Source organism: Streptomyces sp. NPDC013157 (genome assembly GCF_042899865.1).
GTDB lineage: Bacteria > Actinomycetota > Actinomycetes > Streptomycetales > Streptomycetaceae > Streptomyces.
Map to the genome: position 1 here is coordinate 249962 of NZ_JBIBAK010000008.1, position 22194 is coordinate 272155.

General features: G+C 72.6%; 19 protein-coding genes. 7 read left to right on the forward strand and 12 right to left on the reverse strand.

Features of this window, described 5'->3' with window-relative positions; genetic code table 11:
• Positions 1–82 precede the first annotated feature (82 nt).
• From ACFY6U_RS24705 to ACFY6U_RS24720, 4 genes are all read right to left on the reverse strand, one after another.
• Positions 83–340, reverse strand: coding sequence for a helix-turn-helix domain-containing protein (locus ACFY6U_RS24705; RefSeq protein ID WP_390041487.1), 258 nt, complete (start codon positions 338–340; stop codon positions 83–85).
• Positions 340–831 carry a DUF2975 domain-containing protein gene (locus ACFY6U_RS24710; protein ID WP_390041488.1) on the reverse strand — a complete coding sequence of 164 codons (492 nt, stop codon included), beginning with the start codon at positions 829–831 and terminating at the stop codon, positions 340–342. Before ACFY6U_RS24710 ends, ACFY6U_RS24705 begins: the two co-directional genes overlap by 1 nt.
• Before the next feature lie 128 nt (positions 832–959).
• Positions 960–1721: an SDR family oxidoreductase gene (locus ACFY6U_RS24715; RefSeq protein ID WP_390041490.1), complete on the reverse strand. Its 762-nt coding sequence runs from the start codon at positions 1719–1721 to the stop codon at positions 960–962.
• Between the two features lie 16 nt (positions 1722–1737).
• The gene (locus ACFY6U_RS24720; RefSeq protein WP_390041492.1) at positions 1738–2916 is read right to left on the reverse strand and encodes a phytanoyl-CoA dioxygenase family protein; all 1179 of its coding nucleotides are present in this window, start codon (positions 2914–2916) and stop codon (positions 1738–1740) included.
• A 108-nt stretch (positions 2917–3024) separates the two neighbouring features.
• Here ACFY6U_RS24720 and ACFY6U_RS24725 point away from each other — a divergent pair, with 108 nt between their 5' ends.
• On the forward strand, positions 3025–4071 hold the full coding sequence (locus ACFY6U_RS24725; protein ID WP_390041494.1) for a LacI family DNA-binding transcriptional regulator: 1047 nt from the start codon (positions 3025–3027) through the stop codon (positions 4069–4071).
• 138 nt (positions 4072–4209) lie between these two features.
• On the opposite strand, the gene ACFY6U_RS24730 is transcribed toward ACFY6U_RS24725, so the two are convergent.
• Complete coding sequence (locus ACFY6U_RS24730; RefSeq protein WP_390041496.1) at positions 4210–5538, reverse strand: lipase family protein; 1329 nt, start codon at positions 5536–5538, stop codon at positions 4210–4212.
• A 219-nt stretch (positions 5539–5757) separates the two neighbouring features.
• A complete protein-coding gene (locus tag ACFY6U_RS24735; protein WP_351497320.1) occupies positions 5758–5931 on the reverse strand; it encodes a hypothetical protein in 174 nt (57 codons plus the stop codon).
• A 324-nt stretch (positions 5932–6255) separates the two neighbouring features.
• On the opposite strand from ACFY6U_RS24735, the gene ACFY6U_RS24740 reads away from it, so the two are divergent.
• Positions 6256–6441: a hypothetical protein gene (locus tag ACFY6U_RS24740; protein ID WP_390041497.1), complete on the forward strand. Its 186-nt coding sequence runs from the start codon at positions 6256–6258 to the stop codon at positions 6439–6441.
• 64 nt (positions 6442–6505) lie between these two features.
• On the opposite strand, the gene ACFY6U_RS24745 is transcribed toward ACFY6U_RS24740, so the two are convergent.
• Both ACFY6U_RS24745 and ACFY6U_RS24750 read right to left on the reverse strand, forming a co-directional pair.
• Positions 6506–6955, reverse strand: coding sequence for a hypothetical protein (locus ACFY6U_RS24745; RefSeq protein WP_390041773.1), 450 nt, complete (start codon positions 6953–6955; stop codon positions 6506–6508).
• Positions 6956–7107: 152 nt separating this feature from the next.
• Complete coding sequence (locus tag ACFY6U_RS24750) at positions 7108–8334, reverse strand: glucuronyl hydrolase (protein WP_390041499.1); 1227 nt, start codon at positions 8332–8334, stop codon at positions 7108–7110.
• Positions 8335–8731: 397 nt separating this feature from the next.
• On the opposite strand from ACFY6U_RS24750, the gene ACFY6U_RS24755 reads away from it, so the two are divergent.
• The 4 genes from ACFY6U_RS24755 to ACFY6U_RS24770 all read left to right on the forward strand — a co-directional run bounded on the left by ACFY6U_RS24755 (position 8732) and on the right by ACFY6U_RS24770 (position 13599).
• On the forward strand, positions 8732–9403 hold the full coding sequence (locus ACFY6U_RS24755; protein ID WP_390041501.1) for a GntR family transcriptional regulator: 672 nt from the start codon (positions 8732–8734) through the stop codon (positions 9401–9403).
• A gap of 289 nt (positions 9404–9692) precedes the next feature.
• Entirely contained in the window at positions 9693–11111 is a 1419-nt protein-coding gene (locus ACFY6U_RS24760; RefSeq protein ID WP_390041503.1) for a lamin tail domain-containing protein, read from the forward strand.
• 166 nt (positions 11112–11277) lie between these two features.
• Entirely contained in the window at positions 11278–12363 is a 1086-nt protein-coding gene (locus tag ACFY6U_RS24765; protein ID WP_390041505.1) for a hypothetical protein, read from the forward strand.
• Positions 12364–12573: 210 nt separating this feature from the next.
• Positions 12574–13599, forward strand: a complete 1026-nt coding sequence (locus tag ACFY6U_RS24770; RefSeq protein ID WP_390041507.1) for an alcohol dehydrogenase — start codon at positions 12574–12576, stop codon at positions 13597–13599.
• Here the strand turns inward: ACFY6U_RS24770 and ACFY6U_RS24775 are convergent.
• The 3 genes from ACFY6U_RS24775 to ACFY6U_RS24785 form a co-directional block, all read right to left on the reverse strand.
• On the reverse strand, positions 13586–13876 hold the full coding sequence (locus tag ACFY6U_RS24775; protein ID WP_390041508.1) for a hypothetical protein: 291 nt from the start codon (positions 13874–13876) through the stop codon (positions 13586–13588). The two genes, ACFY6U_RS24770 and ACFY6U_RS24775, sit on opposite strands and share 14 nt — an antisense overlap.
• Complete coding sequence (locus ACFY6U_RS24780) at positions 13873–14817, reverse strand: polyprenyl synthetase family protein (protein WP_390041510.1); 945 nt, start codon at positions 14815–14817, stop codon at positions 13873–13875. Before ACFY6U_RS24780 ends, ACFY6U_RS24775 begins: the two co-directional genes overlap by 4 nt.
• A 112-nt stretch (positions 14818–14929) precedes the next feature.
• Positions 14930–16759 (reverse strand): SpoIIE family protein phosphatase, encoded by a 1830-nt coding sequence (locus tag ACFY6U_RS24785; protein ID WP_390041512.1) that lies wholly within the window; start codon positions 16757–16759, stop codon positions 14930–14932.
• A 202-nt stretch (positions 16760–16961) separates the two neighbouring features.
• Between ACFY6U_RS24785 and ACFY6U_RS24790 the strand changes: the two genes are divergently transcribed.
• Positions 16962–21113: a molybdopterin-dependent oxidoreductase gene (locus tag ACFY6U_RS24790; protein ID WP_390041514.1), complete on the forward strand. Its 4152-nt coding sequence runs from the start codon at positions 16962–16964 to the stop codon at positions 21111–21113.
• Between the two features lie 3 nt (positions 21114–21116).
• Here the strand turns inward: ACFY6U_RS24790 and ACFY6U_RS24795 are convergent, their stop codons facing one another.
• Positions 21117–22157 carry a helix-turn-helix domain-containing protein gene (locus ACFY6U_RS24795; RefSeq protein ID WP_390041516.1) on the reverse strand — a complete coding sequence of 347 codons (1041 nt, stop codon included), beginning with the start codon at positions 22155–22157 and terminating at the stop codon, positions 21117–21119.
• Positions 22158–22194 lie beyond the last annotated feature (37 nt).

Below are 22194 nucleotides of genomic sequence, written 5' to 3' on the forward strand. Positions count from 1 at the left end.
GACCGTCTCAGGGTCCGCAGATTACCGAGACCTTTCGGGACGGACGTGAGGTATCGGGCCACTCCCGGCGAGCGCGACCCGATCAGGCGACATCCTCCGCCCGGGCCGATCCCGGCGATCCGTGTTCATGCCCGTCCTCGGCCTCCCAGCGCAGCAGGTCGCCGGGCTGGCATTCGAGCACCTCGCAGAGCGCGGCGAGGGTCGCGAAGCGTACCGCCTTGGCGCGGCCGTTCTTGAGCACCGCCAGATTGGCGGGCGTGATCCCCACGCGGTCGGCGAGTTCGCCCACGGACATCTTCCGCCTGGCCAGCATCACGTCGATGTCGACGGCGATCGGCATCAGATCACCTCGTCCAACTCGGCCTGCATCTCCCTCGCCTCGACGTCGCGTGCGACAGCCTGGGCGAGCAGCATCCGCAGCACGAGCACGATGAGCGCGACCCCGAGGACGGCCACGCCGATCCCGCCCATGATGAGGGTGACGCCCGGGTCGTCCCGCTGGCCCGGCGCGTTGACGGCCGTGACCGCGAACCACAGGAGGGCGGCCGCCACGATCGCGCCGATCACGCCGTCCACGTACCGGAAGGCGGCGTGGGAGAACACGGTTCCGTGTCGCACCATCGACACCAGCCGCCATACGCAGACCAGGGCGACCTGGGCCGAGGTCATGCCCAGGATCGTGATCAGGCGGAACGCCGTCAGCGGGAGTGTCCCGTCCTCCGGATCGCTCCCGCTGGCCAACACCCAGACCATCATCGCCTGTACGAACGCGGTGCCGACGAGTACCAGCGTGAGCACGGCGCGCAGCGCACGCACGGTCAGCTTCCCCACGGCTCCTCCTTCCATCGAGTTACGATGGGAATCTATCGAGATTCGATAGGTTGAGCAAGGGAGTGGCCGGGACCACCGTCCGCCGGACCGGGAACCCGGCCGCCAGGTGGCACTCGTCCAAGAGCGGCTCAGTCCATCCCGCCGAAGACGATCTGGTCCCAGTCGATGACGGATCCGGTCACCACTCCGCTGCGGTCGGAGAGCAGGAGGACGACGAAGTCGGCGATCTCGTCGACCTGGCCGAGCTTGCCCATGGGCTGGGCCGCGGCGGCCTTCTCCCGCCAGTCGTCGCCGGCGTCGTGGAAGGCGCGCTGGACGGCGTCCTCGCCCTCGGTGTCGGTCCAGCCGATGTTGAGGCCGTTGATGCGGATCCTGTCCCAGCGGTGGGCGTGGGCGGCGTTGCGGGTCAGCCCGGCAAGGCCTGCTTTGGCCGCGGAGTAGGCGGCCAGGTAGGGCGGGCCGCCGTGGGCGCAGTTGGAGATGATGTTGACGATGGTGCCGGGTGCCTTGCGGGCCTTCATGTCGGCCACGGCCGCCTGCATCGAGAAGAACGGCGCCCGCAGGTTGATCGCCATGTGCTGGTCGAACATGTCGGGTGTGGTGTCCAGGAGCGAGCCACGCGAGGTCAGCCCGGCCGCGTTGACCAGGCAGTCGATCCGGCCGTGCGCCTCCAGGGTGCGTACGACGGAGTCGCGGGCCTGCGCCGGGTCGGCGAGGTCCGCCCGTACGAAGAGCGCGCCGGTGTCGGCGGCGAGCTTCTCACCCAACTCGGCGCGGCGGCCGGTCAGGACGACGGCCGCGCCCTCGCGTACGGCCGCCCGTACGATGCCGGCGCCGACGCCCTGGCTGCCGCCGTTGACCAGGACGACCTTGCCCTGAAGAAGTGCCATGAGTGCGGTGTTCCTTTCAGCCGTGGCGGCGCTCGGCGCCGGCCCGCAGTTCGTGCTCCAGCCGGTCGGGTGTCCAGCCCTCGTCGACGGCCTGCCGGAGGGTGTCGGCCTGGGAGGGCGGGGCGAGGCCGTCGACCGGTGGGTCGAGGTCCAGGTCGGTGGGGAAGGGGTAGCCCTCGGCGGTGGCGGCGACCACGCGGCGCAGCCAGTCCTCCGAGACGCCCTCGGCCTTGCGGCGCAGCAGCACCGGGAAGAGGGCGTTCGCCATCGCCTCGCGGTCCACCGTCTCCATGGCGCGCCCGAAGGCGGAGGAGATCTGCAGCAGGTTAGCCATGCGGCGGATACCGGCGGAGCGGTTGTGCCCGGCGGCGTGGAAGAGCGCGGGATTGAAGAAGGCCGCGTCGCCCTTGTCCAGGGGGAGCTGGACGTGGTGGGCGTCGAAGTACTCGACGAACTCGGGCAGGCGCCAGGCGAGGTAGCCGGGCTCGTACTTCTGGGAGTGCGGGAGGTAGAGCGTGGGGCCGGACTCGACGGGCATGTCGCAGTGGGCGACGGCGCCCTGGAGGGTGAGGACCGGCGACAGGCGGTGGACGTGCGCCGGGTAGGCGGCGGCCCGCTCCCGGGAGAGGAAACCGAGGTGGTAGTCGCGGTGCACGCTCTGCGCGGCGCCGCCCGGGTTCACGACGTTGACCTGTGAGGTGACCTGGTAGGCGGGGCCCAGCCAGGCCTCGGCGATCAGCGCGGTCATGTCGTTGGCGTAGTAGTCGGCGAACACCTCTGGTGCCCGTACGGCCACCTTGTCCAGGGCGTTCCACACGCGGTCGTTGGCGCCCGGCTCGGCGAAGTGGTCGCCGCGGGCGGCACCGCTCGCACGCTCCTCCTCGATCAGCGCGGTGAAGGTCTCGGTGGCCCGGTCCACGACGTCGGGGTCGGCGAACGCGCCCTTGAGGACGACGATGCCGGGTCCGTCGAGCAGTGCCCGGACCAGCTCGTCCTGGACCTCGCGGCGGCCGTCGGCGGTGGCCGTGAGGGTGCGGAGCCGGTCGCTGTCGTACAGCGGCACGTTCTGTTCCACCCGCTCCGCCGAGGGGTGGTCGGCGGCATCCGTCGCCTGCTCGACGAGCGAGCGGAACGCGTCGAGGTCGCAGTCGGCCTCGGTCAGCCGAGTCCGCTGTGCGGTGGTCTGGGAGGGCATCCGGGTCCTTTCGCCGTGCCTGCCTTTCTGTCAGTGTTGAGAACCCGAACCCGTCATTCAATGCTCAGCAGTGCATCAAAAGTCCATCACCGTCCGCTGGAATCCGTCATGCGCCACCCCTATACGATCAGGGAAATCGCCCGTCAGGCCGGGCTGAGCACGGCCACCGTCGACCGCGTCCTCCATCAGCGGGGCAACGTGCGGGAGGGCACCGTCCGCGAGGTCCACCAGGCCATCAAGGACCTGGACCGCCAGCAGACCCAGGTCCGCATCGGCGGCCGCACGTTCATGATCGACATCGTCATGCAGGCACCGGAGCGGTTCTCCACCGCCGTACGCGGGGCGCTGGAGGCCGAACTGCCGGCCCTGCACCCGGCCGTCGTGCGCTCCCGCTTCCACTTCCGCGAGACCTGCCCGCCCGAGGATCTGGTCTCCGCCCTGGAGAGGATCGCCAAGCGCGGTACGCAGGGCGTGATCCTCAAGGCCCCCGACGTACCGGAGACGGCGGCCGCGGTCGGGCGGCTGGTCGCGGCCGGCATCCCGGTGGTCACCCTGGTGACCGACCTTCCGCACAGCGCCCGCCTCGCCTACATCGGCATCGACAACCGCGCGGCCGGCGCCACCGCCGCCTACCTGCTCGAACAGTGGCTCGGCGACCGGCCGGGAAACGTGCTCACCACCATCAGCCGGGGTTCCTTCCGCGGTGAGGAGGAACGCGAGATGGGTTTCCGCAGCGCGATGCGCCTCGCCGCCCCGCACCGCTCGCTGGTGGAGGTCACGGACAGCGACGGGCTGGACGCCACCCAGTACGACCTCGTCCGGGAGGCTCTCCGACGCGACGAGGACGTCGTCGCCGTGTACTCCGTGGGCGGCGGCAACCGGGCCACCCTCGAGGCCTTCGACGTCCTCGGACGGCAGTGCGCGGTGTTCGTCGCCCACGACCTCGACCACGACAACACCCGCCTGCTCCGCGAGCGCCGGCTGTCCGCGGTGCTCCACCACGACCTGCGCCAGGACATGCGCCGCGCCTGCCAGACCGTCATGCGGGCCCACCGGGCCCTGCCGGACGACGGCCCGCCCCTCCCCTCGGCGATCCAGGTGGTCACCCCGTTCAACCTGCCACCCGGGACCCCGTCCACGGCGACCGCCGACTGAAAGCGCCCCGGACGCTCGGCGGCCCGCCTGACGCCGGTGATGCGGAGGCCCGCGCCCGGCCGACGGTGAGGTGGGCGGCACGCACTGTCCGCCGCCCACCGGCCGGCACGCACTGTCCGCCGCCCACCGGCCGGCGGATCAGGGCTGGAGGGGCATGCTGGAGCAGTTGGAGGTGGTCGCCTTGCCGGCGAGCCGGTCGGCCAGCCAGTGGACGGCGTCGGTCTGGTCGGTGAGGAGCGGGGCGAAGTGGTTGAGGAGGGCGCTGCCGACGTTGGGCAGCACGACGGCCTTGTAGGTGACATCGCCTCCCTTGCGGCACCAGTCGACGGCGAGTTGCCGGGCCTGGGCGTGTGGAACGAGGTTGTCGCTGACGCCGGTTGCGACACGGACGGGCCCGGACGGCGTGAGGGTGCCGATGCGCTGGCTGTTCAGGAACGACTGGAGTGCGGGTGTGTCGGCGATGATGTCGCTGATGGACCGTCCGTCGGTCGTCCATTTGGTGCTCTTCGCGTAGGCGTAGCCGAAGATCGCGTCGCCGACGCACATGGTCGACAGGTCGGCGAGGGCGGCCTTGCCGGCGGCGTTGAGGTGCGCCTCGGCGATCGGCTTCAGCGAGGGGTCGGACTGGAGGAAGCCGTTGAGCGACCAGCCCAGCGCGCCGGCCAGTTCGCTGCCGTCGATGGCCTTGGTCACCGAGGTCAGGTCGGCGGGCGGCGCGCCCGCGTAGGTGCCGGCGAGTGTGACGTCGGGGGCGTAGGACGCCTGGAGTTCGGCTGCGGCTGCGGTCGCCCCGCCGCCCTGGCTGTAGCCGAACAGCCCCACCGGGGACGCGTGGGTGACGGAGGCTCCGCCGACCGAGCGGGCGGCGCGGGCGGCGTCCAGCACCGCGTGCCCCTCGTCGACGCGGTTGACATAGGTGTGCAGCCGGTCGGTCGCGCCGAGACCGACGTAGTCGGTGACGACCACCGCGATGCCCTTCGCGAGGAGACGGTAGACCGCCAGGTCCTCGTAACCGACGGACACCGTCTGGCTGTTGGCCGTCAGCGGGTGTTCGAGTCCCAGGGAGGCGGCGCACTGGTCGCCCTGTCCCATGGTTCCGGGTGCCACGACGACCAGGGGGCGCGGTCCGTCGCCCTGCCATGCAGCGGACGGTTCGATGTAGGCGCCGGTTACGGCCACCGGCTGACCGTTGGAGTCCGTGGACTTGTACATCAGACGGGTCGCGCTGCCGGGAAGCGGGCCGTCGAGTCCGGGCAGGCTGAGGGCGAGTGGGAGGGGCTCGGTGCGGACGAGGGCGCCGTCGGCCGCGGGCAGGTGGGCGGGCGGGTTGTAGAACGCGGGGATGTCGACACCCCGGGAGACCACCTCGTCCGCCGCCGTGGCGGGGGTGTCCGAGAGGGCCTGAGCGCCTAGGCAGGCGGCGGCGGTGGTGACCGCTGCGGCCAGAAGCCGTCTGCGTGCGGGCATGGCGAACCTCCTGAGAAGCGGCTGGCAGTGAGGTGCACACGCGGCACGGGAGCGACCGTCCCAGGGGCGCGCTCGTGCCGCTCGATGGCGGTGCGCCAGACCTTACGCACGAGTAAGTTACTCGTGACAGCGGCTTGCAGGTTACGGTTCGGTAATTTGACGGTCTGTCTCACAGGAGGCTGTGGCGGTCACCGATCGTGAGGCCTGCGGAAGCGGCGATCAGCGCCGCCGTCGGTACGACCAGCCGGTTCCGATTCCCGCTACGTGCAGGGCCAGGGCGGTCAGCCCCAGCAGCATCAGGTTCGTGGAGGTGAACGTGTCATTGGTGCTGATGTCCGCCGCGTTGATCAGGAAGGCGATGAAGAACAACACCGCCGCAACTATGCCGGGCATGAACTGGCTCCTCTCGAAGGGGTGAATCCCGTATGCCCGCACATCACCTCCACAAGCCCTTCGCCGGCCGGCCATGGGGAACGGCTCAACGGGACGCGTCGGACGGCGCTGCGGGCGCGCTTCGAGTCGACGGCCGTCGTGCTCTTTCCGGTGATACCGGGTCAATTACCTTGCAGATTTTTCAATTCGGCGCGACAACCGAGGAAGACGGTCAGAATGTGGCGGTGCGGCCGGTGGTGTGGGGCGCCGGCTGTCGCGTGCTGTGAAAAGAGAGTTCTTCCGTCTCCGGGCAACGGCGTACGCTCCGCGTCGAAGGAGGGTGCCATGGCCGCTCACGCGAAAGCGATCGGGATCTGGTGGCTGGCCACCATGGCTGCCCTCACGACGGCGGTCATCGCGGTCGTCCTCGTCGTCCAGGCGGACTCGGGGGAGGCGTCCCCGCCGCAGCAGCCGTCCCCCCTCACCGCACCGCCGACCGGCACCGCCGGGACGACGAGCGCCACGCCCTAGGCTCGCCCCATGACCGAGCCGCCCCCGATACGAGACGGGCGGAGGCGGTTCCTGCGCCGCCGCGCTACGACGCGCTCGGTTCCGCCGCCGGGCCGAAGCCGCGCAGTTGCCGGATCGTGCCGCCGAGTCTGTCGCGGAACCCGTCCAGCATCTCCGGCTGGGCGCTGACGATCCACCGGGTGCCGACCAGGTACTGGCCGCCGTACCCCGAGGCGGAGTCCAGCCAGGTCTCCTTGAGTTCGTCGGTGGGGAAGGTGGTGATGAGGTAGTCGACCTTCCTGGTGTGGCACAGGCCCTGGCGCAGTTCCGTGGCCTCGATGCGGATCTTGGGCTTGCAGCCGGTCAGGCCGGCGATCACCTCGACCTTGGCCGGAGCCACCACACCGTTCGCGGGGGCGTCCGACACGGAGACCTTCGTCTGCCTCCGCTTCGTGTCGGCGTCGTCGTCACCGCCGCCACAGGCCGCGGTCAGGGGGACGATCGCCAGGGTCGCGGCCAGGGTCGCGCCGCGCATCAGGCGGCCGGTGTGCCGGGCTCGTGGCTGCTGCAGCACGTTGCCCTCCGTTTCCGGGTGGTCCTGCCCCGGCCGACGGCCGGGCGTACGACAGGGGGTACGGGTGAACATCAGCGGCTGTTCACCCCGTGTGCCGGCTGAGGAGTGCCTCGTCAGACCGTCGACAGATCGATCGCCCGGTCCAGGTCGTGGGGGAGCAGGACGCGCAGGATCGCTTCGAGGAGGTAGTAGTCGGCATAGGGGAGGGAGATCTCGATGCCGTCCTCGGCGGGGCGGTTGCGGGTGCAGCGGGCGACGACGGCCTCGGCGCGGGTGGAGTGGGTGGTGAGGCAGGTCTCGCACAGGGCACCGAGGATGCGCAGCGCGGTGCTGCGGTAGGGCCGGCTGCCCGTGGCGGCGGCCAGGTCGAGAAGCCCGCAGGCCATGACGGTCCCGGCGGAGGCGTCCTTGACGTCGTACGGCTGCTGCGGTGCGCGATAGTCCCAGACGGGCACGTGGTCCGGGCCGAGGGCCTTGACGGCGTAGTCGGCGAGCGTGCGGGCGGTGGCGAGGAACCGGCGGTCGCCGGTGCGCCGGTACATCGTGGTGAACCCGTAGATGCCCCAGGCCTGTCCGCGGGCCCAGCAGGAGGTGGGGCTGTAGCCCTGGACGGTGTTCGGGCCGATGGGGGCGCCGGTGGCGGGGTCGAGGTCGTAGGCGTGCGGGGTGGATCCGTCCGGTCGTGGGAAGAGGCGCCGGGTGGTCTGCGCGTGTCCCACGGCCGCGTCCATGAACGCGCTCTCGCCGGTCTGCCGGGCGGCGAAGACGAGAAGGTCGAGGTTCATCATCGTGTCGATGATCATGCGCCCCGCGTTGTCGGAGGTGTTGAGCGCACCCCAGGCCCGCAGGTAGCGGCCACGGGGGTTGTAGCGCTGGAGCAGTGAACGCGCCGCCTGTACCGCGCCGTCCCGCCAGGACGTGTCGCCGGTCAGCCGCCAGGCGGTGACCCAGGACGGGGTGAACAGGAAACCCAGGTCGTGTGTGCTGGTGTCGTACTGGCGGGGGGCGAGTTTCGCGGCCGACGCCAGGGCGAGGGCGTGCAGGCTGTCGTCGCCGCTGTGGAGCCAGCTCATCCAGAGGATTCCGGGCCAGAATCCGCCGACCCAGTCGCCGTTCTGGGAGTAGACCCACTTCTCGAACTTCGTCCCGACGGGGAAGGCGCTCACCCCGGGCGCGACGGCACGCACCTTCGCGACCGCGTAGTCGGCCGCGTCACGCAGCACCGTCTCGGTCGCCGCCGGCACCTGGCCGGTGAGCGCCTGCGCGGACTGAGGTGCGGCGGCGTACGCCACCGCGGCGCCGCCTGCGGTGGCCAGCACGGCCCTGCGGGACATGTGCATGGGTGCCTTCCTCTCCAACTGAACTGATGAGTGGGGGAGTTGAAGGAGTCTCGCATGCGGCGCCGCTCGCGTACATGCATGTGCGCAAGGTTCAGGTACATGAACTTCCTTCGTGGGGTGACCGGCTCAGGGCGGCGACCTCGCGAACGGTCGCCCGTCGTGTCGACCGTCCGACCTCGGCGGTCACGTGTGAGGTGATGCGCAACGGCGGCCCCGCCGCCTACCCCGACGGCACCGGCCGGCCGGTGCCGGTCCGCGCATGGACGCTCGGCCGGGCGGCGGAGTCCACGGGTGTCTTCGGGTCGTGCTCATCGTCCCTGGCCGGAGGCCGTCACGGCAGGGCAGGATTGGCGACAATATCGTTGGCGATCTGTTCCGTTGCGGAAAGGGGCACCACGTGCCGGCAGCACCCAACATCCCGTCCGGGTCCGACCCGGTCGTCGAGGTCATCCGCGCGGCGATCGTGCGCGGGGAGTACGTGCCGGACCAGCGGCTCGTGGAAGTCGACCTGGCGGAGCGGTTCGCGGTCAGCCGGGGTGCCGTGCGCTCGGCCCTGCTCCAGCTGGGCAACGAGGGGCTGGTGGAGCGCATCCCCAACCGTGGCGCCCGGGTGCGCGCGGTGCCGCTGGCCGAGGCGATCGAGATCACCGAGGTGCGGATGGTGGTCGAAGGCCTGTGCGCCGCCAAGGCCGCCCAGCGGGTGACCGACGCGGAGATCGCCGAACTGCGGGAGATCCGCGCGGGGATGATCGGGGCGGTCGAGGCCGGGGAGGTCATGACCTACTCCGAGCTGAACAACCGGCTGCACCGCCGGCTCATGGAGCTGAGCGGCCAGTCCACGGCCGGGGGAGTGCTGGAGCGGCTGCGCGGCCAGTCGGTACGGCACCAGTTCCGGCTCGCCCTGCAGCCGGGGCGGCCGGCCGTCTCGCTCCCGGAGCACCTCGCGATCATCGACGCCGTCTGTGGCCGTGACCCGGCCGCCGCCGAACAGGCCGCCCGCGCGCACCTCGGCAGCGTCATCCACGCGCTGCGTGAAATCGCCAACAAGCCCTCGTCGAGGGCGAGTTAGCGCGGCGGTGGGCCGCGGGACGGGCCCGGACGGCGGTCGGTACCGCTCTGGGGCTCGACAACCTCGTCGCCCGCGCGGCGGACGGTGCGGGCACCCACGCGTCCCAGTTGCTCCCGGTGCTCGTCATTGCCCTGCTCGCCACGGTCTGGACGGCCACCTCCGGCCGCCCGGAGCGATCTTGGCGGTTCGCTCACCGTTCATAACCCCCTCACCTGCGTGAAGGCGGCCGTTCGGGCGGTGTCGGAAAGGTCCTGGCGGCCTGTCACAACGAAACCCCAGGACGGATTTCGTGACCGAATCACGTGCTCGCCGGTGGCGCCACAGCCTCCGTGTTCTGCTCGTCGCCGTCGCCGGACCGACGCTCGTCGTCGGTGCCCTGACGGCGTCGCCCGCCCACGCGGCGGCGGCCGACGACATCCGGATCAACGAGGTGGCCACCACCGGGAGCGTCGACGACTCGGTGGAGCTCTACAACAAGGGCACCGCCACGGTCGACGTCTCCGGATGGATCCTCAGGGACGACAACGACAGCTCCAAGTACGCGATAGCCTCCGGGACCACGCTCGCCCCCGGCGGCTTCGTCGCCTTCGACGTGCACAACGCCTTCGGTCTGGGCTCCTCCGACGAGGCGCGCCTGTACCTCGCGGACGGCACCACCCTGGTCGACAGCTTCAGCTGGACCTCGCACTCCGACCCCTCCTGGTCGCGCTGCCCCGACGGCACCGGCTCCTTCGGGTCGGCCGCGCTGACCCTCGGCGCCGCCAACGACTGTGGCTCCGGCGGTATTTCGGCGACCGCGTGGCCGGGCGGCAGCTCGGTCGCCACCGCCGACACCAAGAACGCCTTCGGCTCCGACATGAGCGGCCTCTACCAGGAGGGGAGCGTGCTGTGGGCGGCGCAGAACAGCGGCAAGCTGTGGCGGCTGGTGCCCAACGGCTCCACCGCCTGGAAGGCCGACACCAGCAGCGGCTGGACCTCCGGCAAGACGCTCAGGTTCCCGAGCGGTTCGGGCACGCCCGACGACGAGGGCGTCACGCTCACCGGCTCCGGCTCCAGCGGCGGTGTGTACGTGGCGAGTGAGCGCAACGCGGACTCGTCCGGCACCAGCAGGCTCTCCGTCCTCAAGTACGACGTGAGCGGCACCGCCACCGCCATCACCGCGGCCGCCGAGTGGAACCTGACCTCCGACCTGCCGTCGGTGGGCTCCAACCTCGGCCTGGAAGGCATCACCTGGGTCCCCGACGCCACCCTGACCGCGGCCGGGTTCAAGGACGCCTCGACCGGTGCCGCCTACAACCCGGCGAACTACGGCTCGCACACCGGCGGGGTGTTCTTCGTCGGCGTCGAGGGCACCGGCATGATCTACGGCTACGTCCTCGAGGACGGCGGCACCTTCACCCGCGTGGCGTCCCTCAGCAGCGGCATGGCCGGTGTCATGGAGCTCCAGTGGGAGCCGCAGACGTCCCGTCTCTGGGTGGTCTGCGACGACACCTGCTCCGGCCGGCACCGCACCATGCAGATCAACTCCTCCGGTGTCTTCGCCACCACCGCCGTCTACAACCGCCCGACCGGCATGGACAACTACAACAACGAGGGCTTCGCCGTCTCCGGCTCCGACGCGTGCAGCGGCGGCACCAAGCCGGTGTGGTGGTCCGACGACAGCAACGACAGCGGTCACGCCCTGCGCAGGGGCACCGTCACCTGCTGAGGCCCTGCCGGGCCGCGCGCGCCGCGCTGTATCGTACGCGCGGCACCACACGCACCACCGGAACATGCGTCAACTCCCGTACCGGCACGTCGACTTCACCGACGTGCCGGTTCCTTTCGCCGCCCCCGGAGGAACCGTGGCAACCAGCCGCCCCCACCGTTTCCGTGTGCCTCTGACCCGACGCAGATCCCTCGCCGTGACGGCCGCCCTCGCCGCCGTCTGCGGTGCCGGCCTCACCCAGCCGACCCCCGCCGCCGCGGACGCCGCCACCGACCGCGCCGCCCTCGCCCAGTGGTGGGCCCCGGTCAACTTCCAGGACGTCGACTCCACCGGCGAGACCGCACTCGGCGGCAAGTCCGACTACATCACGTCGTACGACTACGACGGCGACCTCAACGGCCGCGACAACTGGGAGAACACCAGCCAGTTCCCGCTCGCCGCCCACGTCTACTACTCGGTCGTCCAGACCCCGTCCTTCTCCTACCTGCTGTACACGTACTTCCACCCGCGCGACTGGTCGGACGGCGTCCTCGACAACTACCAGGAGGACCTCACCGAGCACGAGAACGACGCCGAGGGAGTCCTGGTCGTCGTGGCCAACGACGGCTCCGCGCACGGCCAGTTGAAGGCCGCCGTCACCGTCGCGCACAGCAACTTCTACTCCTGGGTGCCCTCCGGCAGCGACTTCACCAGCGGCCAGGAGAGCGTCGACGGCACACTGAAGCTCCAGGGCGACCCGCACGACGACGGCCACGGCCGCCCGTTCACCACCCAGCAGCCCAACACGCACGCCGCCTGGGCCGAGGGATACCTGTCCCAGGAGCGCAGCCAGTACGCGAGCGGCGACGGCATCGTCTACTACCCCGGCTCCACCGCGGAGGTGCCGTCCGGCTCCGACGACCGGGACGTGCAGTACACCCTGACCGACGTCTTCGCCGCGAACGGCATGTGGGCGAACCGCACCCTGACGACGTTGTTCGCGACGCCGGACAACTTCGCGGGCGACGACAGCTCCAACCCCTACGGAGCCAAGTGCGGCGCGGGCGGGGTCCTCGGCCCGGCCGACGGAGCGTGCGACACCGACGCGGCCAACCCGCCCTGGGCCTGGGACGACGGCGACGACCTGCCCGGCCGGGGCTACCTCGCCACCAACCCCGCCGAACTCGTCTGGGACTACTTCAACTGGCCCGGCAAGCCCTCCTCACCCGACCTCGCCTACACCTGGGACCAGTACAACGGCATCACCTCCTGATCCGCTGCAGCGCCCCGTAAGGGGCGCTGGGGGTACCCCCGGCCGAAGGCTGGGGGAGGAACCGCGCGACGAGCCCCCACCGGCCCGCACCCGACCGCCGGACCGGGCGACGGTGCCGGGCGGGGCTCGGCGCGCGGGATCGGCCCGGAGCTGGTGTGCTGGGTGGGGGGCTTCGGACCCTACCCGTCGTACCCGTTCCGGGAGAGACGCATGAGTACCTACCGAGTCGCGCAGGTGACCGCTCTGGGCGGGCCGTTCGAGATCGTCGAGCGGGAGGTGCCGAGGCCGGGCCCCGGCCATGTGCGGATCGCCGTCGAGGCCTGCGGCATCTGCCACAGCGACACCTTCTTCGTCACCGCCGCACTGCCCGGTGTCACGTTCCCGGTGGTACCCGGCCACGAGATCGCCGGGCGGATCGAGGAGCTCGGCGAGGGCATCGAGGCTTGGGGCTGGCAGCTCGGCGACCGCGTGGGCGTCGGCTGGTTCGGCGGCAGCTGCGGCCACTGCAAGCCCTGCCGCCAGGGCGACTTCATCGTCTGCGAGAACCTGAAGGTGCCCGGCTGGTCCTACGACGGCGGTTTCGGCGCGCAGGTGATCGCACCGGTCGACGCGCTGGCCCGCATCCCCGACGGGCTGGCCTCGGCCGACGCCGCCCCCCTGGGCTGCGCGGGCGTGACCACCTTCAACGGTCTGCGGCGCAGCCCGGCCCAGCCCGGTGACCTGGTCGCCGTCGTCGGCCTCGGCGGGCTCGGCCACCTCGGGGTGAAGTACGCGGTGGCCATGGGCTTCGAGACGGTGGCCGTCGCCCGAGGCGCCGAGAAGGCCGACCTCGCCAAGCAGCTCGGCGCCCACCACTACGTCGACTCCACGGCCGAGACCCCGGTCGCGCAGTCCCTCCAGTCGCTCGGCGGCGCCAAGGTCGTGCTCGCCACCGCGGGCAACTCCCAGGCGATCTCCGCGGCCGTGGACGGGCTGGGGCCCCGGGGCGAGCTGGTGGTGATCGGCATCGACCCCGAGCCGCTCGGGATCAGCCCGCTCCAGCTGCTCACGGGCGCGCGGGAGATCCGCGGCCATCCGTCCGGCACCGCGCGGGACGTGCAGGACACCATGGAGTTCAGCGCCCTGCACGGAATCCGCCCGACGATCGAGACCGTACCGCTGGAGCAGGCGGACGAGGCCTACCAGAAGATGCTCACCGGGGCCGCGCGCTTCCGCATGGTCATCACCTACGACTGAACCCGCGGCTGAGGGAACGCCGGTCGGCCAGCGTGGCCAGGACGAACGCCACCGGCCGGAGGAGGACCGCGCACCGCCGTGCGGTGGCGGCCCGCAGCCGTCCGGAGGGGATGGGGCGGTACGGCTTGGTCCGCCCGTCCTCGTGCCGGGTGAGGTAGTCGGCGGTGTACAGCGCCCCGGCACACGCCGTGAGGCCGAGCGCGGTGATGACCGGGGTGACCACCAGGTCGTACGGGCGCAGCGTCTCCAGATGGCCGGGCAGCCGCGTCGCCGTCAACCGGCTCCGCCCGCACGCCACGGCCCGGTTGCCAGCGCCTCGGCGATCCGGCACAGCGCGGTCCGGTGCGGGCCCTGCGGCAGCGCGTCCAGCTCCCGGCAGGCCCGTTCCGCATAGGCGCGCGCCATCCGCGTGCACTCCTCCAGCACGCCCGTCTCCACCAGCAGCCGCCCCACCTTCTCCGGATCCTTCGAGACCGGCCCGGCCAGCAGCAGGGGCAGGCTGGGCCGGTCGTTGCGCACGTCGCTGTCGGCGGGCTTGCCCTCCCGCCCGGCCTCCGGGCCGTACGGCAGCAGGTCGTCGCGGATCTGGAACGCGACTCCGAGCGCCTCGCCGTACCCGGCCAGGGCCCGCGCCTGCCCCGGCGAGCCGCCGCCCAGCACCGCCCCCGTCGCGCAGCACGCGCCGAGCAGCGCCGACGTCTTCAGCCGGACCATCTCCAGATACCCGCCGATCGCGTCCGGCGCCCGGACCGGGTCCAGTTCCCGGGCCACCCCCTGCGCCATCCGCCGGCCGGCCCGCGCCAGCATGCCCACGGCCCGGTTCACGGCCGCCTCCGGCACCCCGCGCCGACCGCACTCCACCACCTGCTCGAACAGCGCGAACATCAGCGCGTCACCGCCCAGGACGGCCGCGCCCGGCCCGAACCTCGCATGCCCCGACGGCTTGCCGCGGCGCAGCTGGTCGTCGTCGAGGATGTCGTCGTGCAGCAGGCTCGCCACGTGCACCAGCTCCACCCCGACCGCCGCGGGCATGACCCGCTCGCAGGACCCGCCCACCGCCGCCGCCGACTCCAGCAGCAGCACCGGCCGCAGCAGCTTGCCCGGCGGATGGAGCGCCCAGCGGTGCACCTCCGTGAGCGGACCCTCGGCGTCCCCGGACAGCCAGTCCCGCAGCGCCTGCTCCACGGCGGCCGCCGTGCCGTTCTCCTCGTGCCGCATACCCGGTCCTCACTGCTGATCGCTTCCCCGGCGGTGAACGAGCCACCCGCGGCGGTGTCACACGGCTGCCGGAGGCACGGCGGGCGCGCGCCCCGGCGTACGGGCGTGCCGCTCAGCCGCGTACCGCGCGGGCCGCGAGCAGCGCGATGTCGTCCTCGGAACCGGTGGCGAGGTGCGCCAGGACCGTGTCGAGGATCTTGTCCAGCGGATCGGTGGGGCACAGCGACAGTCCCGTCAGCCGTGCCAGACCGCGGTCGATGTCCTCGCCGCGCCGCTCCACCAGCCCGTCCGTGTACAGGAGCAGCACCCCGCCGCGTTCCGGGGTGACGCCCTGCTCGTACCGGCCGAGCCCGCTGCCCAGCGGCGGGCCGACCGGCACCGGGACCAGTTGCATCTCGCCCTCAGGGGTGAGCCAGACCGGCGGCAGATGGCCGGCGCTGGCGTAGGTGAGCGTGGCGACGTCCGGGTCGCCGAGCGCGAGGAAGCAGGTGGCCACCCGCTCGAAGCCGGAGTCGGCGACCATGCGGTCCGCGTGCTGCAGGATGCGGCGCGGCGAGAGCCCCGCGAGGGCCAGGGCGCGGAGCGTCGAACGGTAGTGGCTCATCGCCACGGCCGCGTCCACACCGTGGCCCATCACGTCCCCGATGACCAGCATCGTGCGGCCGTCGGGCAGTGCCAGGACGTCGTACCAGTCACCGCCGATCATCGAGCCGTCGTCGGCGGGACGGTAGCGGGCCGTGGTCTCCACACCGGCGTGCTGCTGCAACTGGCCGGGCTCGGCCAGCAGGGCCCGCTGCAGCTCCAGGGCCATGGTGTGCTCGCGTTCGAAGCGGACCGCCCGGTCCAGGGCGCGGGCGGCGCGGGCGGCGAGCTCGCGGGCCACCGTGGCGTCCTCGTTCGAGAACGGCCCGGAGTCCCCGGCCCGGGCCAGCAGCAGGATGCCGAGCACCCGGCCGTCCGAGACCAGGGGGGCGAGCAGCACCGAGTGGACCCGGGCGGCCAGACACGCCTGGGCGGGCGCCCAGCGCGGGATCAGCGACCGCCACTGCGCCGCGGTGATCGCGCTGCGGCGCCAGATCCGGCCCGCCGCCAGGTTCCGCCGGGTCCCGGTGCCGCGTGGCCAGCCGACCAGTTCGCCGCGCGAGTCGAGGGCCGCCAGCCCGGTGGCCAGCCCGGGGCGCGTGGCGTACGCCGCGAGCCGTGTCGGCGTCCGCCGCGCCGACACGGTGTCCGGCGGAGTGAGCTCCACTCCGGCCGCGTCCGCCAGCTCCGGTACGACGAACTCCGCCAGCTCCCGGCAGGTCCCGGCGACGTCGGTGCCGGTGCCGATCCGGGACGCGGCCGAGTCCAGCAGCGCCAGCCGCCGGTGGGCGCGCTCCAGCTCGTACAGGTACTGCTGCGGCTCGCTGATCTCCAGGCCCACCGCGGCCACGCCCACCACCCTGCCCGTGCCGTCCACGAGCCGGTGGTACACACACCGCCACTCCCGGACCTGGTACGGCGAGTCCACCCAGGTGCGTCCGGTGATGATGGCCTCGCGCGGCCGTCCGTCGCGGATGACGTCCCGCAGCACCTGGTCGGGCCGCTGGATGTGCGGCAGCACCTCGCGCTGGGTGTGGCCCAGGTAGGCGGCGGCCGGCACGCCCGTCGCCTGGGCCATGTGCGGATTGACGTAGAGGTAGCGCAGATCGGTGCCGAGGACGGCGAAGCCCACGGCCGCGTCCTCGACGATGCCACGCAGCATGTCGACGTAGCCGATGCCGACGGGGGACGCCTTCGCCGCGGCCGGAGCCGGTGTGCCCCGCGCGACGGGCGCACCCGGCGTCTTCGGTGTGTCCCGTGCGCCCGGTGACCTCGGTGTGTCCCGCGCGGTCGCCGCAGGCGCGGTTGCCGGCGCCGGCGCCGGTGCGGCCCGTCGTCGAGAGGAGGTGTCCCTGTCCACCCGGTCCTCCTCGCCTGCCCCCTCCCTCGGCCGCCCTCATCGTGCAACAGGTCCCGGCACGGCGCATCCCGGGACGGCTCCGGCGGGCATCCCGGGCGCCTTCGCTCACACCGCCCGGAGCGGGGCTGTGCGGCGGCCTTAACCCCCGTTGATCAGGAGCGGTGACGCCGGTGTAATCAGCCCTACCTACCGTCGGTGTCGAATGGAAGAGGCTGACCAGCAGGAACAGGGGGCGCCCGTGGCCGCGCCGGACTCGCGCAGCACCGACACCGGCAGGGTGCGGACCGTCTGCTCGTACTGCGGGGTCGGCTGCGGCATGGTCCTGGACATCGGCATGGGCCCGGACGGCCGCCGTACCGTCCTGAAGGCGTCCGGCGACAAGGAGCACCCGGCGAACTTCGGCCGGCTGTGCACGAAGGGCGCCACCACCGCCGACATGCTCGCCGCGCCCGGCCGCCTGACCACCGCCCTGCTGCGGCCCGAGCGGGGCGCGGAGGCGGTGCCGTCGGCCGTGGACGCGGCGGTCGCCGAGACCGCGCGGCGGCTGCGCGCGATCGTCGACGAACACGGCCCGGACGCGGTCGCCCTCTACGTCTCCGGCCAGATGAGCCTGGAGGCCCAGTACCTCGCCAACAAGCTCACCAAGGGCTGGCTCCGCACCAACAACATCGAGTCCAACTCCCGGCTGTGCATGGCCAGCGCCGGCACCGGCTACAAGCTCTCGCTCGGCGCCGACGGCCCGCCCGGCTCGTACCAGGACCTCGACAAGGCGGACGTCTTCCTCGTCATCGGCGCCAACATGGCCGACTGCCACCCCATCCTCTTCCTGCGCCTGATGGACCGGGTGAAGGCGGGCGCGAAGCTGATCGTCGTCGACCCGCGCCGCACCGCCACGGCCGACAAGGCCGACCTGTTCCTGCAGGTCAAGCCCGGCACCGACCTCGCGCTCCTGAACGGCCTGCTCCACCTGCTGTACGAGAACGGGCACACCGACCCCGGCTTCGTCGCCGCGTACACCGAGGGCTGGGAGGCGATGCCGGAGTTCCTCGCGGACTACCCGCCCGCCGCCGTCTCGGACATCACCGGGATCCCCGAGGCCGACCTGCGCGCGGCGGCCCGGCTGATCGGCGAGGCGGGGGAGTGGACCAGCTGCTGGACCATGGGCCTCAACCAGTCCACGCACGGCACCTGGAACACCAACGCCCTGGTCAACCTGCACCTCGCGACCGGGAAGATCTGCCGTCCGGGCAGCGGCCCGCTCTCCCTCACCGGCCAGCCCAACGCCATGGGCGGCCGGGAGATGGGGTACATGGGACCGGGCCTGCCCGGCCAGCGGTCGGTCCTCGCCGCCGCGGACCGCGCGTTCGTCGAGGAGCAGTGGGGGCTCGCGCCCGGCTCGATCCGCGCCGACGGCGTCGGCAAGGGCACGGTGGAGATGTTCCGGAAGATGGCCGACGGCGAGATCAAGGCCTGCTGGATCATCTGCACCAACCCGGTCGCCTCCGTCGCCAACCGCAGGACCGTCATCGAGGGCCTGGAGGCCGCCGAGTTCGTCGTCACCCAGGACGTCTTCACCGACACCGAGACCAACGCCTACGCCGACGTCGTCCTGCCCGCCGCCCTGTGGACCGAGACCGAGGGCGTCCTCATCAACAGCGAGCGCAACCTCACCCTCGCCCGCCCCGCCGCCGACCCGCCCGGCGAGGCCACCGCCGACTGGCGGCTGATCGCCGGCGTGGCCCGCGCGATGGGATACGAGGACGGCTTCTCCTACGACAGCGCGGAGGAGATCTTCGAGGAGATCAAGCGCTTCCACAACCCGCAGACCGGCTACGACCTGCGGGGCGTGACCTACGACCGGCTGCGCACCGCCCCCGTCCAGTGGCCGGCCGCCACCGCCGACGGCCCCGACCGCAACCCCGTCCGGTACGTCGACGCCGACGGCTCCCTCACCTTCGCCACCGCCTCCGGGCGCGCCGTCTTCCACGCCCGGCCGCACGTGGACCCCGCCGAGATGCCGGACGACGACTACCCGTTCGTCCTGAACACCGGCCGCCTCCAGCACCAGTGGCACACCCTGACCAAGACCGCGAAGGTCGCCAAGCTGAACAAGCTCGACCCGGGCCCGTTCGTCGAGGTCCACCCCGAGGACGCGGCCGCGCTCGGGCTCGCCGACGGCGACTCCGTGGAGGTCGCCTCACGGCGCGGCCGCGCGGTGCTGCCGGCGGTCGTCACGGACCGGGTGCTGCCCGGCTCCTGCTTCGCGCCCTTCCACTGGAACGACCTGTTCGGCGAGTACCTCAGCGTCAACGCCGTGACCAGCGACGCCGTCGATCCCCTGTCGTTCCAGCCCGAGCTGAAGGTGTGCGCGGTGTCGCTGACCAAGGTGTCGACACCGGTGAGCGTGCAGGTGCCCGGTGCGCAGGAGACCCCGGCCGCCGTCGTCGCACCCGCTGCCGCCGTACCCGGTGGCGGCGCCGCCGTAGCCGGTGGCGGCGTCGTCGCGCCCCCCGCCGTGCTGCCCTCCGCCGCCTCCGTCTTCGGCCTCGGCCCCACCCCGCCGCCGGTCCTCACCGCGTCCGAACGGCAGTACCTGCTCGGCTTCCTCGCCGGCATCCCGGTCGGCGCCCCCGGCGTCCCCGTGCTGCCGCCGGACGCGCCGTTCAGCCCCGAGCACGCCCTGTGGGTCAACGGCACCCTCGCCGGCATGTACTCCCGGTCCACCGTGACCCCGGCCCCCCTCCCCACGCCGGGCCGCCAGGTGGTGGTCCTCTGGGCCTCGCAGACCGGCAACGCCGAGGACTTCGCCGCCAGCACCGCCGAGCGCCTCACCGCGGGCGGCCACGCGGCCTCCCTCGTCGCCATGGACCAGGCCGACCCGGCCACCCTGCCCACGGGCGCCGACCTGCTCCTGATCACCAGCACCTTCGGCGACGGCGACGCCCCCGACAACGGCGCGGGTTTCTGGGACGGCCTCGCCGCCCTCGACGCCGGGCGCCTCGAAGGCCGCCGGTACGCCGTGCTGGCCTTCGGCGACTCCAGCTACGACGACTTCTGCGGGCACGGGCGGCGCCTGGACAGCCGGATGGACGAACTCGGCGCGGTCCGCATCGCGCCGCGCACCGACTGCGAACCGGACTACGAGACCCAGGCGGAGGCCTGGCTGGACCGGGTGCTGACCGCGCTCAAGGACGGCTCCGCGGCGCCGGCCCCCGCGCCCGCCAGGTCCCGGCGCCCCGCCCCCACCACCGCCCGCCTCGTCGGCAACCGGCTGCTCAGCCTGCCCGGCGCCGGCAAGGAGGTCCGCCGCTTCACCTTCGACACCCGCGACAGCGAGACCCCACTGGTCTACGAGGCGGGCGACGCGCTCGGCGTCCGTCCCCTCAACTCCCGTGACCTGGTGGCGGAATGGCTGGACGTCACCGGCCTCGACGCCGCAACCGGCGTGGATGTCGGCGGAGTCGGCGAAGTCCCGCTCGCCGAGGCCTTCGCCCGCCATCTGGACATCACCCGGGTCACCCCGGACCTGCTCCGCTTCGCCGCCGAACGCACCCGTGACCCCCGCGAGTTGCGCAAGCTGCTGCGTCCCGACAACAAGGACGAGCTGGCCAAGTGGACCTGGGGCCGCCAGGCGGTCGACGTCGTCGCCGAGTTCGGGATCCGTGCCGACGCCCGGGAATGGGCGGGCGTCCTCGGCAGGCTCCAGCCGCGCCTGTACTCCATCTCGTCCAGTCCGCTGACCGACCCCCACCAGGTCTCGCTCACCGTCTCCGTCGTCCGCTACGAGAACCTGCGCGGCAGGCCCCGGCAGGGCGTCTGCTCGCCGTTCCTCGCGGACGCCGAACCCGGCACGCCGGTCCCGGTGCACGTCCAGCGCTCCCCGCACTTCCGGCCGCCCGCCGACCCGGCGACCCCCATGGTCATGGTCGGCCCCGGCACCGGCGTGGCGCCGTTCGTCGGCTTCCTGGAGGAGCGCCGCGCCCGCGGCCACCGCGCCCCCAACTGGCTGTTCTTCGGCGAACAGCACCGGGCCACCGACTTCTACTACGAGGAGGAGCTCACCGCCCTGCTCGCCGAGGGCACCCTGAGCCGCCTCGACACCGCCTTCTCGCGCGACCAGCGTGCCAAGGTGTACGTCCAGGACCGGATGCGCGAACACGGGCCGTTGCTGTGGTCCTGGCTCCAGGACGGCGCCCACTTCTACGTCTGCGGCGACGCCTCCCGGATGGCCAAGGACGTCGACCGGGCCCTGAAGGACATCGCCACCGTGCACGGCGGACTGACCGAGGACGAGGCGACCGTGTACGTCAAGCAGCTGGCCGCGGACAAGCGTTACGTCCGGGACGTCTACTGACCTCTACTGGCTGCCCATCAGGTGGTGCATGGTGAGGGCGAGTTGCAGCCGGAACCGGCCCTGCGGGGTGCGCACCGACCAGCCCAGCAGATGCTCGGCGTGCGTCAACCGGTCCTGGAGCGTCGAGTGATGGACGTTGACGTCGGCGGCCGCCGCCCGCAGGCTCGCCGTCGACGCGACCGCGTGCAGCGTGCGCAGCATCCAGGGCGCGTCCGCCGCGGCGGCCCGCACCGCGCGGACGTCCGGTGCCGGTTCCGTACCGGGTACGACGAGATCGGCGAGCAGCGCGACCCCGCCCAGTTCGTCGGCGTGCACGACGGGCGGGCCGCCGGGCTCCTGTGCGCCGGCGTCGTAGGTGAACCGCAGCGCGGTGCGGGCCGCCGCCCAGGACCGGGGGAGGTCCGCGACGGCCACGGCCGTCCCCACGCCCGCGCGTCCGGCCGGCGGCACCGGTGGCGCGCCGTCGGCCGTGATCCGGGGCGTCCCGTCGGCCACGATCCGGGGTGGTCCGTCGGCCGGCGCCACCGCCCGGAAGCGCGCCGCCCGGTCGGCGGTGTCCAGGCCCAGCCTGCGGGCCGCGTGCAGCCGGGCCGGTAGCGGGGCGGCTGCGTCCAGGACCGTCTCGACCAGCGCGGGGTCGTCCACCGGCGGCCCTGGGGCCCGCCCCCGGGTGCGGTCGAGCACGGACCGCACGGCCGCCGAGACCCGCTCCAGGATCACCGCGTCGACGACACTCGGACCGTCGGCCCCGGCCCGCTCCAGCCACAGCGCCGGCGGCCCGCCCGGCACCAGCGGCGCGCACGGCCACCCGGGCTCGGGAGCGCCCGCCACGTCCGTCCGCCGTCCGTCCTGCTCCACCCGCAGCCGGACCCGCCGCTCCTCGTCCGCCAGCCGCGCCGGGCACCCGGCGAGCACGGCGGCGCCGCGCACCAGCGCCTCCAGACCGGCCCGGGTCTCGGCCAGCCGGTCGAAGTAGGCGATGACCGCGACGGCGGCCCCGGCATCCGGGTCCACCGCGGCCAGCCGCCCCGCCAGCTCTTTCATACGGCCATGATGCGTCATCCGGCGGTACGGCGAGGAG